The organism is Pseudomonas sp. NY15181 (assembly GCF_048068055.1).
Taxonomy (GTDB): Bacteria; Pseudomonadota; Gammaproteobacteria; order Pseudomonadales; family Pseudomonadaceae; genus Pseudomonas.
In genome coordinates, this window is record NZ_JBLUPT010000016.1 from 71,753 (window position 1) to 85,198 (window position 13,446).

At 66.7% G+C, this 13,446-nt stretch carries 12 protein-coding genes; 4 read left to right on the plus strand and 8 right to left on the minus strand.

Going from position 1 to position 13,446, the window contains the following annotated elements; all coding sequences use genetic code 11:
• Positions 1 to 237 precede the first annotated feature (237 nt).
• The 4 genes from ACNFBT_RS26000 to ACNFBT_RS26015 all read left to right on the plus strand — a co-directional run bounded on the left by ACNFBT_RS26000 (position 238) and on the right by ACNFBT_RS26015 (position 5,854).
• Entirely contained in the window at positions 238 to 1,488 is a 1,251-nt protein-coding gene (locus ACNFBT_RS26000) for an OprD family porin (protein WP_416753609.1), read from the plus strand.
• A gap of 94 nt (positions 1,489 to 1,582) precedes the next feature.
• Positions 1,583 to 2,974 (plus strand): GntP family permease, encoded by a 1,392-nt coding sequence (locus tag ACNFBT_RS26005; protein ID WP_416753610.1) that lies wholly within the window; start codon positions 1,583 to 1,585, stop codon positions 2,972 to 2,974.
• A gap of 58 nt (positions 2,975 to 3,032) precedes the next feature.
• Entirely contained in the window at positions 3,033 to 3,803 is a 771-nt protein-coding gene (locus tag ACNFBT_RS26010) for a 3-hydroxybutyrate dehydrogenase (RefSeq protein ID WP_416753611.1), read from the plus strand.
• Between the two features lie 95 nt (positions 3,804 to 3,898).
• Positions 3,899 to 5,854, plus strand: a complete 1,956-nt coding sequence (locus tag ACNFBT_RS26015) for an acetoacetate--CoA ligase (protein WP_416753612.1) — start codon at positions 3,899 to 3,901, stop codon at positions 5,852 to 5,854.
• A 363-nt stretch (positions 5,855 to 6,217) separates the two neighbouring features.
• Here the strand turns inward: ACNFBT_RS26015 and pcaC are convergent, their stop codons facing one another.
• The 8 genes from pcaC to ACNFBT_RS26055 all read right to left on the minus strand — a co-directional run.
• Complete coding sequence (pcaC, locus tag ACNFBT_RS26020; RefSeq protein WP_371228371.1) at positions 6,218 to 6,616, minus strand: 4-carboxymuconolactone decarboxylase; 399 nt, start codon at positions 6,614 to 6,616, stop codon at positions 6,218 to 6,220.
• Between the two features lie 182 nt (positions 6,617 to 6,798).
• On the minus strand, positions 6,799 to 7,587 hold the full coding sequence (gene pcaD, locus ACNFBT_RS26025) for a 3-oxoadipate enol-lactonase (RefSeq protein ID WP_416753613.1): 789 nt from the start codon (positions 7,585 to 7,587) through the stop codon (positions 6,799 to 6,801).
• A 21-nt stretch (positions 7,588 to 7,608) separates the two neighbouring features.
• A complete protein-coding gene (locus tag ACNFBT_RS26030) occupies positions 7,609 to 8,967 on the minus strand; it encodes a 3-carboxy-cis,cis-muconate cycloisomerase (RefSeq protein WP_416753614.1) in 1,359 nt (452 codons plus the stop codon).
• Between the two features lie 211 nt (positions 8,968 to 9,178).
• The gene (pcaF, locus tag ACNFBT_RS26035; protein WP_416753615.1) at positions 9,179 to 10,384 is read right to left on the minus strand and encodes a 3-oxoadipyl-CoA thiolase; all 1,206 of its coding nucleotides are present in this window, start codon (positions 10,382 to 10,384) and stop codon (positions 9,179 to 9,181) included.
• The gene (locus tag ACNFBT_RS26040; RefSeq protein WP_416753616.1) at positions 10,381 to 11,163 is read right to left on the minus strand and encodes a CoA-transferase subunit beta; all 783 of its coding nucleotides are present in this window, start codon (positions 11,161 to 11,163) and stop codon (positions 10,381 to 10,383) included. Before ACNFBT_RS26040 ends, pcaF begins: the two co-directional genes overlap by 4 nt.
• Entirely contained in the window at positions 11,163 to 12,011 is an 849-nt protein-coding gene (locus tag ACNFBT_RS26045) for a CoA transferase subunit A (protein WP_416753617.1), read from the minus strand. The genes ACNFBT_RS26040 and ACNFBT_RS26045 overlap by 1 nt, the downstream gene beginning before the upstream one ends.
• 309 nt (positions 12,012 to 12,320) lie before the next feature.
• Complete coding sequence (catA, locus tag ACNFBT_RS26050) at positions 12,321 to 13,253, minus strand: catechol 1,2-dioxygenase (protein ID WP_416753619.1); 933 nt, start codon at positions 13,251 to 13,253, stop codon at positions 12,321 to 12,323.
• A 42-nt stretch (positions 13,254 to 13,295) separates the two neighbouring features.
• Positions 13,296 to 13,446: muconolactone Delta-isomerase family protein (locus tag ACNFBT_RS26055; RefSeq protein ID WP_416753124.1), on the minus strand; the 151-nt coding region annotated here is incomplete at its 5' end.

The following is a 13,446-nucleotide window of genomic DNA, read 5'->3' on the forward strand; positions in this document are numbered from 1 at the left end:
CCACCGCCAAAGTCTCCAAATAGAGAAACAGCGCCCGCACCACTTCCCGCAAATCTCAAAATAAGACTTGTAAATCAATTAGTTACATTCTTGGCACAGTCCTGGCTATAGCGTCTGTCGCGGCCCCGGCCGCACAGCCGACATAACAACAATCAACGCTGCCCGAACGCGAACCCATCCAAGCGGACACCACGGCTGGTCCCGCTTCGCACACGGCGCCGCGCCAGGAGATCACCGATGAGCCGTGCCGTCATTTTCGCCACGCTGGGTTCCACCCTCGCTCTTTCGCCTCATGCCTTCGCCGAGTTCCTAGCAGGCAGCAAGGCCAGCGTCGAGCTGCGCAACTTCTACTTCAACCGCGATTTCCGCCAGGACAACGCTCCGCAGTCCAAGCAGGACGAATGGGCCCAGGGCTTCCTGCTGCGCTACGAATCCGGCTACACCGAAGGCACCATCGGCGTTGGCGTCGATGCCCTGGGTCTACTCGGCGTGAAGCTGGACTCCAGCCCTGACCGCGCCGGCTCCGGCCTGCTGCCGCGCGACAAGGAAAAGGTCAACGGAGCCCCCGACGACTACAGCGAACTGGGCCTGACCGCCAAGCTGCGCGCCTCGAAAAGCGTGCTGAAGATCGGCACCCTGCTGCCCAAGCTGCCCACCGTGCTGGCCAACGATTCGCGCCTGCTGCCGCAGACCTTCGACGGCGTGCACCTGAATTCCACCGAGTTCGCCGGCCTGACCTTCGATGGCGGCCGCCTGCGCCAGGTGAGCCAGCGCGACTCGTCCAACCGCGAGGACATGAGCGTCACCAAAGGCAATGCCCGCGGCATCGTCTCCACCGACACCAGCGACCAGTTCGACTTCGCCGGCCTGAGCTACAAGTGGACGCCGCAACTGACCACCGGCTACAGCTACGCCAAGCTCGACGGCCTCTACGACCAGCACATCGTCAACCTGGTGCACGTGCTGCCCATCGCCGCCGGCCAAGCGCTGAAGACCGACCTGCGCTACGCCCGCTCCGACGACGACGGCCATAGCAACGTCGATAACCGCGCCTTCGGCGCCATGCTCACCTACACCCTCGGCGGCCACGGCTTCGGTGCCGGTTACCAGTCCATGAGCGGCGACACCGGCTTTGCCTACATCGGCGGCACCGACGCCTTCCTGGTCAACTTCGTGCAGATCGGCGACTTCGCCAACCGCGACGAGAAGTCCTGGCAGGCGCGCTACGACTACGATTTCGCAGCCCTCGGCATCCCCGGCCTGACCTTCATGACGCGCTACCTGTCCGGCGACAACATCGACCTGGGCGCGAATAGACCCGAAGGCGAGGAATGGGAACGCGACACCGACATCGGCTACGTGGTGCAGAGCGGGCCGTTGAAGAACGTCGGGGTGAAATGGCGCAACGCAACCGTGCGCTCAAGTCATTTCGGAAATGACCTGGACGAGAATCGCCTGATCCTCAGCTACGTGCTGCCGCTCTGGTAAGCGCTTCATTCGTCATCGACAGCCACTACAACAAGCATCACTCAAATAAAAACAGCGCGCGGCCATCCGCCGCGCGCAACCTGGAGATTCGCCCATGAGCGTGGTCATTGCCCTCGCTGCCCTTGCCCTGCTGATGCTCGCGGCCTACCGCGGCTACAGCGTGATCCTCTTTGCCCCCATCGCGGCGCTGCTGGCGGTGCTGCTGACCGACCCGTCCGCCGTGGCGCCGGCCTTCACCGGCGTATTCATGGAAAAGATGGTCGGCTTCGTCAAACTCTACTTCCCGGTGTTCCTGCTCGGCGCCGTGTTCGGCAAGCTGATCGAGCTGTCGGGCTTCTCGCGCTCCATCGTCGCCGCCGCCATCCGCCTGCTGGGCACGAGCCAGGCGATGCTGGTGATCGTGCTGGTCTGCGCCCTGCTCACCTACGGCGGCGTGTCGCTGTTCGTGGTGGTGTTCGCGGTCTACCCCTTCGCCGCCGAGATGTTCCGCCAGAGCAATATCCCCAAGCGGCTGATCCCGGCGACCATCGCCCTGGGCGCGTTCAGCTTCACCATGGACGCCCTGCCCGGCACCCCGCAGATCCAGAACATCATCCCCACCGCCTTCTTCAACACCACCGGCTGGGCCGCGCCCTGGCTGGGACTTATCGGCAGCCTGTTCGTGTTCACCGTCGGCATGCTGTTCCTGCGCCGCCAGGCCGGCAAGGCGCGCGCCGCTGGCGAAGGCTACGGCAGCGAGCTGCGCAACGAGCCGGAGACCGCCGACGACATCAGGCTGCCCAACCCGCTGCTGGCGCTGTCGCCGCTGGTGCTGGTGGGCGTGGCCAACCTGCTGTTCACCCACTGGATTCCCCAGGTCTACGGCAAGACCCACAGCCTGCAGCTGGCCGGCATGGCCGCGCCGGTGGCCAGCGACGTGGCCAAGCTGACCGGCATCTGGGCGGTGCAGGCGGCGCTGCTGCTGGGCATCCTGCTGGTGCTGGTGAGCAGCTTCCGGGTCATTCGCAGCAAGATCGCCGAAGGCAGCAAGACCGCCGTTTCCGGCGCGCTGCTGGCGGCCATGAACACCGCGTCGGAATACGGCTTCGGCGCAGTGATCGCCTCTTTGCCGGGCTTCCTGGTGCTGGCCGATGCGCTGAAGAAGATCCCCGATCCACTGGTCAACGAGGCCATCACCGTCACCAGCCTGGCCGGCATTACGGGCTCGGCGTCGGGAGGCATGAGCATCGCCCTGGCGGCCATGTCCGAGCAGTTCATCGCAGCCGCCCACGCCGCCAACATCCCGCTGGAGGTGTTGCACCGGGTCGCCGCCATGGCCTCCGGCGGCATGGACACCCTGCCGCACAACGGCGCGGTCATCACCCTGCTCGCGGTCACCGGGCTGACCCACCGCGAGGCCTACAAGGACATCTTCGCCATCACCCTGATCAAGACCCTCGCGGTGTTCGTGGTGATCGGGACCTTCTACGCCACCGGCATCGTCTGATCCCGGCGCTTCCAGGCGGCCGTACGAGTACAGCCGCCCTGTTTCAAAGGAGATTTGCATGACACTCAAAGGCAAGACCGCACTGGTCACCGGCTCCACCAGCGGCATCGGTCTGGGCATCGCCGAGCGGCTCGCGGCGGCGGGCGCCAACGTGGTGGTCAACGGCTTCGGCGACATCGACGCGGCCGTGCGCGAACTGTCGCTGCACGGCACCCGCATCGGCCACCACGGCGCGGACATGGCGCAGCCGGAGCAGATCGCCGAGATGATCGCCTACGTCGAGCGCGAGTTCGGCGGCCTCGACATCCTGGTCAACAACGCCGGCATCCAGCACGTCGCGGCGCTGGAGGACTTCCCCGTGGAGCGCTGGAACGCGATCATCGCCATCAACCTCTCGTCGGTCTTCCACACCACGCGCCTGGCGCTGCCGGGCATGCGCCAGCGCGGCTGGGGACGCATCCTCAATATCGCCTCGACCCACGGCCTGGTCGCCTCCACCGGCAAGAGCGCCTACGTGGCGGCCAAGCACGGCGTGATCGGCCTGACCAAGACCACTGCCCTGGAAACCGCCACCACCGCCATCACCTGCAATGCCATCTGCCCCGGCTGGGTGCTGACACCGCTCGTCCAGCAGCAGATCGATGCGCGCGTCGCGGCCGGCGCCAGCCCGGAGCAGGCACGCCACGACCTGCTGGCGGAAAAGCAGCCATCGCTGGAGTTCGTCACCGCTGACCAGCTCGGCGAACTGGCACTATTCTTGTGTAGTGAAGCCGCCGCGCAGGTCCGGGGCGCAGCCTGGAACATGGATGGTGGCTGGGTTGCGCAATAACGCCCGGCGTCTGCCAAAGTACCTCGCGTCATGATGACCGGACGCCGTTCGTCGGCGGCGTCCCCTCCCCCTTGGAACAGTTGGAGTCGTAGTCGATGAACCAGGCGCTCTGGACCCCATCCCCCGAACGCGTCGCCGCCACCCGGATGGACGCCTTCCGCCGCAAGGTGGCGCAGGAGCACGGGCTCGACCTGCCCGACTATGCCGCGTTGCACGCCTGGAGCATCGCCGAGCGCGAAGCCTTCTGGCTGGCTATCGTCGATACCTTCGGCGTGCAGTTCCATGAAGCACCCACGGCGGTGCTCGAGGAAGGCCCGGAGATGCCCGATGCGCACTGGTTCCCTGGCGCCACGCTGAACTTCGCCGAACACCTGCTGCGCCGCCGGGATCACCACCCCGCGCTGATCGCCATCAGCGAAGACGAGCGCCGCGAGGTGCTCAGCCACGCCGACCTGGCCGCCCAGGTCGCCGGCCTGCAGCTCGCCCTGCGCGAGGCCGGCGTGGGCGTCGGCGACCGCGTCGCGGCCTTCATGCCCAACACCTGGCAAACCGTGGTTGGCATGCTCGCCACCACCAGCCTGGGCGCCACCTGGTCGAGCTGTTCTCCGGACTTCGGCACCCAGGGCGTGATCGACCGCTTCGGCCAGATCGAACCGAAGGTGCTGATCGCCTGCGCCGGCTACCGCTACGCCGGCAAGACCCTGGACCTGACCACCAAGCTCAACGAAATCCTCGCCCAGCTGCACAGCCTGGAGCAGCTGGTGATCGTCCCCTACGCCCGTCCCGACGCACGAGCAGGCGATTACCTGACCCTGGCGCGGGTCGACCTCTGGCAGGACTTCTACCAACCCGGCGGCGAACCGGTGTTCACCCCGGTGCCCTTCGACCACCCGCTGTACATCCTCTACTCCTCCGGCACCACCGGCGTGCCCAAGTGCATTGTCCACGGCACCGGCGGCGTGCTGCTGCAGCACCTGAAGGAACACGGCCTGCACGCCGACCTGGGCCGCTCGGATACGCTGTTCTACTACACCACCTGCGGCTGGATGATGTGGAACTGGCTGGTCTCCGGCCTGGCCCAGGGCGCCAGCCTGGTGCTCTACGACGGCTCGCCCTTCCACCCCGGCCCGGAGCGGCTGATCGACCTGATCGACGCCGAGGGCATCAGCGTCTTCGGCACGAGCGCCAAGTACATCGCCGCGCTGGAGAAGGCCAACGTGCGGCCGCGCCAGACCCACTCGCTGGAGCGCCTGAAGGCCATCCTCTCCACCGGCTCGCCGCTGGCCCACGAGAGCTTCGACTACATCTACCGCGACATCAAACCCGACCTCTGCCTGTCGTCGATTTCCGGCGGCACCGACATCGTCTCCTGCTTCGCCCTGGGCAACCCGAGCGCGCCGGTGTGGCGTGGCGAGTTGCAGTGCAAGGGTCTGGGCATGGCGGTCGAGGTCTGGGACGACACCGGCAAGCCGGTGCGGGGAGAGAAAGGCGAGCTGGTCTGCGTGCGGCATTTCCCGTCAATCCCGGTGGGTTTCTGGAACGACGAGAACAACGAGAAATTCCTCGATGCCTACTTCGCCACCTTCCCCGGCGTCTGGGCCCACGGCGACTACGCCGAGGAAACCGAGCACGGCGGCCTGGTGATCCATGGCCGCTCGGATGCCGTGCTCAACCCCGGCGGCGTGCGCATCGGCACGGCGGAAATCTACCGCCAGGTGGAGAAGATCGAGCAGGTGCTGGAGTCCATCGCCATCGGCCAGGACTGGCAGGGTGACGTGCGCGTGGTGTTGTTCGTGCGCCTGCGCGAAGGCGTGGAGCTGGACGAAACCCTGCAGGAGCGCATCCGCCAGACCATCCGCAGCAACACCACCCCGCGCCACGTGCCGGCGAAGATCCTCGAAGTGGCGGACATTCCACGCACATTGAGCGGCAAGATCGTCGAGCTGGCGGTGCGCAACGTGGTGCACGGCCGACCGGTGAAGAACACCGATGCGCTGGCCAATCCGCAGGCGCTGGAGTTGTTCAGGGATCGGAAGGAGCTGGAGAGCTGAGGTTCGCCGGAAATGGGTGCCAGTGCTTCCCCCTCACCCCAGCCCTCTCCCGGAGGGAGAGGGGGTAGATCGTGCCGGCTGACGCCATGGCCGCTCACTGCACCGGACGGTCCCCTCTCCCGCTGGAGGAGCGGGGCGCGCAGCCAGGGTTAGGGTGAGGGGCTCTTGATCTCGTAGGAGCGGACTCCGTCCGCGATCGTTTCCAGGCCGCACCATCGTGCCGGCCTCTGTTCGCGAGCAAGCTCGCTCCTAAGGTCTGCGCCGGCGTGCTCTTCGTAGGAGCGAGCTTGCTCGCGAACCCTGCACCGACAAAAGGTCAGGCACCGCCCGGATGCGTGGTCCGGGCGGCGCCCACGCCGACGATCAGGCGTCGTCCAGCGACTCGGTACCCAGCTCATCCCACACCGCCTCGGCGAGGTGGAAAGTGGCATTGGCAGCGGGAATGCCGCAGTAGATCGCGCTCTGCAGCAGCACTTCCTTGATCTCCTCGCGGGTCACGCCGTTGTTGCGCGCGGCGCGCAGGTGCAGCTTGAGCTCGCCCTCGCGGTTCATGCCGATCAGCATGGCGATGGTGATCAGGCTGCGGGTGTGACGCGGCAGGCCCGGGCGGGTCCAGATGTCACCCCAGGCGTGGCGGGTGATCATTTCCTGGAATTCCTCGTTGAAGGCGGTGCGATTCTGCAGGCTGCGGTCGACGTGGGCATCGCCCAGTACCGCGCGGCGGACCTGCATGCCGGCTTCGTAGCGTTCTTTTTCGTCCATATCAAACTCCAGGGTGAGTCTGTGGCAGCGCCCCATGGGCGCGGATCGCGGACAAGGTCCGCTCCTACATTGTTTCTGGGTCCCCGCGTTCGCGGGGATGACGAGTGAGGCACATGCTCTCCCTCGTCACTCCCGCGAATGCGGGAGCCCAATAGGTAGTTGTTTCTACGGGAAGAGCGTCATCAGCCGCGCAGGAAGGCCAGTACGCGCTGGCTGAAGTCATCGCCGGCCTGCACGTTGGACAGGTGCGCGGCGCGAAGCTCCACCAGCTCCGCACCGGGAATGCGCGCCTGCAGGAAGCGGCCGTCTTCGGTAGTGGTCACCGGGTCGGCGCCGCCGCAAACCACCAGGGTCGGCGCGGTGATCGCACCGATCTCGCCGCGGAAATCGGCATCGCGCACGGCGGCGCAGTTGGCCGCGTAACCTTCCGGCGACGTCTGCGCCAACATGCCGACGATGGGCTCGACCTTGGCCGGATAGCCTTCCGCGAAGTCGGCGGTGAACCAGCGTGAGATCGAGGCATCGCGCAGGTTGCGCATGGCTTGTGCGCCGCCACTGAGCACGCTGTCGATGCGCGGATTCCAGACTTCCGGGGTGCCGATCTTGGCAGCCGTGTTGCACAGCACCAGGCGCGAGAGGCGCTCCGGCGCATGGATGCCCAGCCACTGGCCGATCAGCCCGCCCATGGACAGGCCACAGAAATTGGCGCGCGGGATGTCCAGCGCGTCCAGCAGGGCCAGCACGTCGCGGCCGTTCTGCTCGATGCTGTACGGGCCGGGAGTGACCAGCGAGGCGCCATGGCCACGGGTGTCATAGCGCAGCACGCGGAAGTGCTCGGTGAAGGCTGGGATCTGCGCGTCCCACATGTGCAGGTTGGTGCCCAGGGAGTTGGACAGCACCAGCACCGGCGCGCCGGCGGGCCCTTCCAGCAGGTAATTCAGGTCGCCATCGGCGAGACGTACGGCAGGCATGCAAAGCTCCTATCGCGACTGTTATCGCAAAGACAATTCTTGGTGTTCGGCCAATGCGCGCTCCACCCAGCGGCGCGCCTGGCCCAGGTAATGTGCGGGATCGAGCAGGCGATCCAGTTCCTCGGCATTGAGCTGTGCGGCAACCTCGGCATTCGCGCCCAGCACCTCGCGCAGGTGCGCGCCCTCCTTCACCGCCTGCTTGCAGCACTGCTCCACCAGATGGTGCGCGGCATCGCGGCCGATGCGCTGGGCCAGGGCGATGCTCACCGCTTCGGCCAGTACCAGACCGCGAGTGAGGTCAAGATTGTCGAGCATGCGCTGACCATCCACTTCCAGGCCCGGCACCAATAGCAGCGCCTGTTGCAGGGAACCGGAGACGAGGCAACACAGCTCCGGCAGGCTTTCCCATTCGGCATGCCAAAGGCCGAGGCTGCGCTCGTGCTCCTGGGGCATGGCGGCGAATAGCGTCGAGACCAGTCCCGGCGCACGAGTGGCCGCGCCGATCAGCACGGCAGCGCCCACCGGGTTGCGCTTGTGCGGCATGGTGGACGAACCACCCTTGCCCGGTGCGGAAGGCTCGAAGACTTCGCCGGCCTCGGTCTGCATCAGCAGGCTGAGGTCGCGGCCTAGCTTGCCGAGGCTGCCGGCGATCAGGCCGAGCAGGCTGGCGAATTCCACCAGGCGGTCGCGCTGGGTGTGCCAGGGTTGCTCGGGCAGTTGCAGGTTTAGTTCTTCGGCCAGCGCTTCGGCCACGGCAAAGCCCTGCTCGCCCAGGGCGGCGAGGCTGCCGGAGGCGCCGCCGAACTGCAGGCACAGCAGGCGCGGCTTGAGTTCGTTCAGGCGCTGGCGATGGCGGGTGATCGCGCCCAGCCAGCCGGCGATCTTCATCCCGAGGGTGACGGGCGTGGCGTGCTGCAGCCAGGTGCGGCCGACCATAGGCGTGCCGGCGTGGGTTTGTGCCTGAATAGCGAGTACGTCAGCCAGTTGAGCGAGATCGCTTTCCAGCAACTCGATGGCGGCGCGCAGTTGCAGGACCAATCCGCTGTCCATCGCATCCTGGCTGGTGGCGCCCAGATGGACGTAGCGCTCGGCTTCGGCGTCTTCGCTGGCGATGCGCTTGCCCAGCGCCTTCACCAGCGGAATCGCGGAATTGCCGGCACTGCAGATGGCCTGGGCCAGTGCATCGAAATCGTAGAGTTCGGCGCGGCAGGCGGCGGCGATGGGCGCCACGGCGCTTGCCGGGATCACGCCCGCGCGGGCCTCGGCACGGGCCAATGCGGCCTCGAAGTCGAGCATGCCCTGTACCCGGCCCTGGTCGCTGAAGATGGCGCGCATGGCGGGCTGGGTGAAGTAGGCGTCGAACAGGTGGTTGGTGCTCACTCAGGTGACTCCGGAGATCGGCGGTTTGGTCGGGATAGTATGGCGCGTTGGGCTGCCCTCACCCCAGCCCTCTCCCGGAGGGAGAGGGAGCCGTCCGCTGCGAGAGGATATTCCGACATGCATCCTGAAGCTTCAGGATGTGCACGCGCTTGTCGCCACGCCGAACGGTCCCCTCTCCCTCCGGGAGAGGGTTAGGGTGAGGGGCTCTTGATCACACGCGCTCGACCACCAACGCCACGCCCTGCCCGACACCCACGCACATGGTGCACAGGCCGAGCTTGCCGCCAGTCTTCTGCAACTGGTGCACTGCCGTCAGCACCAGTCGCGCGCCACTCGCACCCAGCGGATGGCCAAGGGCGATGGCGCCGCCGTTGGGGTTCACCCGCGCGTCGTCATCGGCGATGCCGAGTTCGCGGGTCACCGCCAGGCCCTGCGCGGCGAAGGCTTCGTTCAGCTCAATGACGTCGAACTGGCTGACCGACAGGTTCAGGCGCTCCAGCAGCTTGCGTACCGCCGGTACCGGGCCGATGCCCATCACGCGCGGTGCGACGCCGGCGCTGGCCAAGCCGAGCACTTTCGCGCGCGGCGTCAGGCCGTGTTTCTTCACCGCTTCGGCGCTGGCGAGGATCAGCGCGACGGCGCCGTCATTCACGCCCGAGGCATTGCCGGCGGTGACGGTCTTGCCTTCGCCGTTGACCGGCTTCAGTTTGGCCAGCGCGTCCAGCGTGGTGTCCGGGCGCGGGTGTTCGTCGGTATCGACAACGGTCTCGCCCTTGCGACCCTTGATCACCACCGGGACGATTTCCTCGGCGAAGTACCCGGAAGCCTGGGCAACGCCAGCGCGCTGCTGGCTGCGCAGGGAGAAGGCGTCCTGGTCGGCGCGACTCACCTGGTACTCGTCCGCCACGTTGTCGGCGGTTTCCGGCATGGTGTCCACGCCGTACTGCGTCTTCATCAGCGGGTTGATGAAGCGCCAGCCGATGGTGGTGTCCTCGATCTTCTGCCCACGGCCGAAGGCGCTGTCGGCCTTGCCCATCACGTAAGGCGCGCGGGACATGGACTCCACGCCGCCGGCGATGACCAGTTCGGCCTCGCCGCTGGCGATGGCGCGGAAGGCGGTGCCCACCGCGTCCAGGCCCGAGGCGCAGAGACGGTTGAGGGTCACGCCCGGCACGCTTTCCGGCAGGCCGGCCAGCAGCAGCGCCATGCGCGCCACGTTGCGGTTGTCCTCGCCGGCCTGGTTGGCGCAGCCGAGATACACCTCGTCCAGCGCGGCCCAGTCGACCTGCGGGTTACGCTCCACCAGCGCCTTCACCGGCACGGCGGCGAGGTCGTCGGCGCGCACGCCGGACAGCGAGCCGCCGAAGCGGCCGATGGGCGTGCGCACGGCATCGCAGATGAAGACGTCGCGGCTCATTCCTCACCTCCCAGCTGGCCGTGGGCGGCGGCGGTGCGGGCTTCCAGGGCGCGCAGGGCTTCCAGTTCGACTTCGGTCGGCGCGACGGTCTCGGCTACCTGCTCGGCGAAACGAATCGCCCAGCCGGTATTTTCGACCACCTGCTCGCGGGTCACGCCCGGGTGCAGCGCGGTGACGATGAACTCGTTGCTGCCCGCTTCCGGCTCCATGATGCAGAGGTCGGTGATGATCGCCACCGGGCCTTTGCCTGGCAGGCCGAGCTGTTTGCGATGGTCGCCGCCCTCGCCGAAACCGACCGAGGTGATGAAGGCCAGCTTGTCGACGAAGGTGCGGTGGGACTGCTTGAGGATGATCAGCACTTCCTTGGCGGAACCGGCGATCTCCGGCGCGCCGCCGGCGCCGGGCAGGCGCACTTTCGGCTTGTGGTAGTCGCCGATGACGGTGGTGTTGATGTTGCCGAAGCGGTCGACCTGGGCGGCGCCGAGGAAGCCGACGTCGATGCGCCCGCCCTGCAGCCAGTAACGGAAGATCTCGCCGGTGGGCACCACGGTGTCGGCGGTCTCGGCCAGCTCGCCGTCGCCGATGGACAGTGGCAGCACGCTGGGCTTGGCGCCGATGGGGCCGGATTCGTAGATCAGGACCACGTCCGGCGATGCGGTCAGGCGCGCGAGGTTGGCGGCCTTGGACGGCAGGCCGATGCCGACGAAGCAGACGGCGCCGTTCTTCAGGCGGCGGGCGGCGGCCACGGTCATCATTTCATTGGTGCTGTAGGCGCTCATTACTTGGCCTCCGCGAGTTTGGCTTTGAACTCAGAGAAGTCTTTCGTGCCGCGGATGTAGGTATCGATCCAGGCGTTGAAGGTATCGCGGTCGCGGGCGATCGGGTCCCAGGCCTGGTAGAAGCGGTTGTCGCGCTCGGAGTAGCCGTGGGCGTAGGACGGGTGCGAACCACCGGGCACCAGGCAGACGGCGGACAGCGCCCAGGTCGGCAGCACGCAGGAGTTCATCGGCGCGTTCAGGTCGTCGACGATCTCTTCCACGGTGACGATGCAGCGCTTGGCGGCCAGGGCGGCTTCCTTCTGCACGCCGAGGATGCCCCACAGCAGCACGTTGCCCTTGCGGTCGGCCTTCTGTGCGTGGATCACGGTGACGTCCGGGCGAACCGAAGGCACGGCGGCCAGTTGTTCGCCGGTGAACGGGCAATTGATGAACTTGATGTTCGGGTTGACCTTCGGCAGGTCGGAACCGGCGTAGGCGCGCAGCACCGCGAACGGCAGGCCCGAGGCGCCGGCCACGTAGGAGTTGGCGAGGTCGGCGTGGCTGTGCTCGTCGATCTCAAGCTCGCGCGGCCAGCCCTTCTCCACCGCGTCACGCAGGCGGTGCAGCGACCCGACGCCGGGGTTGCCGCCCCAGGAGAAGGTCAGCTTGCGCACGCAGCCGGCGCCGATCAGCAGGTCGTAGACCAGGTCGGGGGTCATGCGCACCAGGTGCAGGTCTTTCTTGCCCTGGCGGATCAGCTCGTGGGAGGCAGCGGTCGGGATCAGGTGAGTGAAGCCTTCGAGGGCGACGGTGTCGCCGTCGTGGACGAAGCGCTCGACCGCTTCGCGGAGAGTCAGGAGTTCAGCCATTTTCGGTCTCGTTCTGGGGGTCTGTGCCGATGGGAAAACAGTACCGTCGGGGGGATGGGGGAACAATGCGATAATCGACTATTGGTGCGAATATCGAACACTTCTCTTAGGGGACTAAGCGTCTGTCTTGCACTCGATGCAACGCGCTTTCGTAGGAGCGGACCTTGTCCGCGAAAGGCGGGCATGGCCCGCTCCTACAGTGGTAATTCGGGGTGGGCGTGTAGGAGCGAGCTTGCTCGCGAACTCGCCCAGCACTGGAGCGGCCAGGTAACTCGGTTCGCGAGCAAGCTCGCTCCTACAGGTTTGGCGTTAGGCGCTTTGCAGTGCGCGGGGACGATTGCTGCGGTCTTCCGCGTCGGCACTGACGGCCTGCTGCAGCTGGAAGTCGAACTCGATCTCGGCGAAGCGCCCTTCCACACCGCGCGCCTTGGCCGCCTCCGCGTCCTCGACGAAACGCACCTCGCCGATCAGCCCGTCACGGGTGGCATAGGCGAAGTCATCCCACAGGTACTGGTCACCGGCCAGGTTGATCTGGGTGGTCAGGTGACGATGACCCGGCGCCGAGATGAAGAAGTGGATGTGCGCCGGGCGCTGGCCGTGGCGGCCCAGTTGATTGAGCAGTTCCTGGGTCGGGCCGTCCGGCGGGCAACCGTAGCCGCTCGGGACGATGCTGCGCGCCTTGTAGCGGCCTTCGGCGTCGGTGACGATGCGGCGGCGCAGGTTGAACTCGGACTGGGTGCTGTCGAAGTACGAGTAGGTGCCGTTGGTGTTGGCGTGCCAGAGGTCCACTACCGCGCCGGCCAGCGGCTTGCCCTGCGGGTCGAACACGCGGCCGGAGAGGAACATCACGGTGCCGGCGTCCTTGCCGTCGTCCATGCGCGCTTCGCCTTCGGACAGCGGTGCACCGGCCACGTACAGCGGGCCTTCGATGGTGCGCGGGGTGCCGCCACCGATACCGGCTTCGGCGTCCTGGGCGTCCAGTAGCAGGTCTAGGTAATGCTCGATGCCCAGGCCCGCAACGACCAGCCCGGCCTCCTGGCGCGCGCCCAGGCGGTTGAGGTAATCCACGGCCTTCCAGAACTCGTCGGGGGTGACGTTCATGTCTTCAATGAGCCGGGCGGTGTCCTGCAGGATGCGCAGGACGAGGTTCTTCACGCGCGGATTGCCCGCATCGTTCAGGGCGCCGCTGGCTTCTTCGAAGAACTTCTGGATGTCGGCAGTGTGGGAGATTTTCACGGTCATGGTGCACCTCGGGTCTTGTTCTTGTGGTGAGAGACGGGGGAATCAACGGTCGTCGGCATGGATCGAGGACGGATGGCGGCACAGCCCGTCGACCTCGATGTCCATGTAGGGGAACAGCGGCAGCTGCATCAGGGTGTCGTGCAGCTCCTCGACACTGGGCAGGTCGAACACGCTGTAGTTGGCGTAGTGCCCG

Bases quoted from the DNA above. Each gene is read 5' to 3' on its own strand.
- ACNFBT_RS26045 (WP_416753617.1), bottom strand. From the start codon at position 12,011: ATGGCTGAACTCCTGACTCTCCGCGAAGCGGTCGAGCGCTTCGTCCAC.
- catA (WP_416753619.1), bottom strand. From the start codon at position 13,253: ATGACCGTGAAAATCTCCCACACTGCCGACATCCAGAAGTTCTTCGAA.
- pcaD (WP_416753613.1), bottom strand. From the start codon at position 7,587: ATGCCTGCCGTACGTCTCGCCGATGGCGACCTGAATTACCTGCTGGAA.
- ACNFBT_RS26000 (WP_416753609.1), top strand. From the start codon at position 238: ATGAGCCGTGCCGTCATTTTCGCCACGCTGGGTTCCACCCTCGCTCTT.
- ACNFBT_RS26010 (WP_416753611.1), top strand. From the start codon at position 3,033: ATGACACTCAAAGGCAAGACCGCACTGGTCACCGGCTCCACCAGCGGC.
- ACNFBT_RS26015 (WP_416753612.1), top strand. From the start codon at position 3,899: ATGAACCAGGCGCTCTGGACCCCATCCCCCGAACGCGTCGCCGCCACC.
- ACNFBT_RS26040 (WP_416753616.1), bottom strand. From the start codon at position 11,163: ATGAGCGCCTACAGCACCAATGAAATGATGACCGTGGCCGCCGCCCGC.
- ACNFBT_RS26005 (WP_416753610.1), top strand. From the start codon at position 1,583: ATGAGCGTGGTCATTGCCCTCGCTGCCCTTGCCCTGCTGATGCTCGCG.
- pcaC (WP_371228371.1), bottom strand. From the start codon at position 6,616: ATGGACGAAAAAGAACGCTACGAAGCCGGCATGCAGGTCCGCCGCGCG.
- pcaF (WP_416753615.1), bottom strand. From the start codon at position 10,384: ATGAGCCGCGACGTCTTCATCTGCGATGCCGTGCGCACGCCCATCGGC.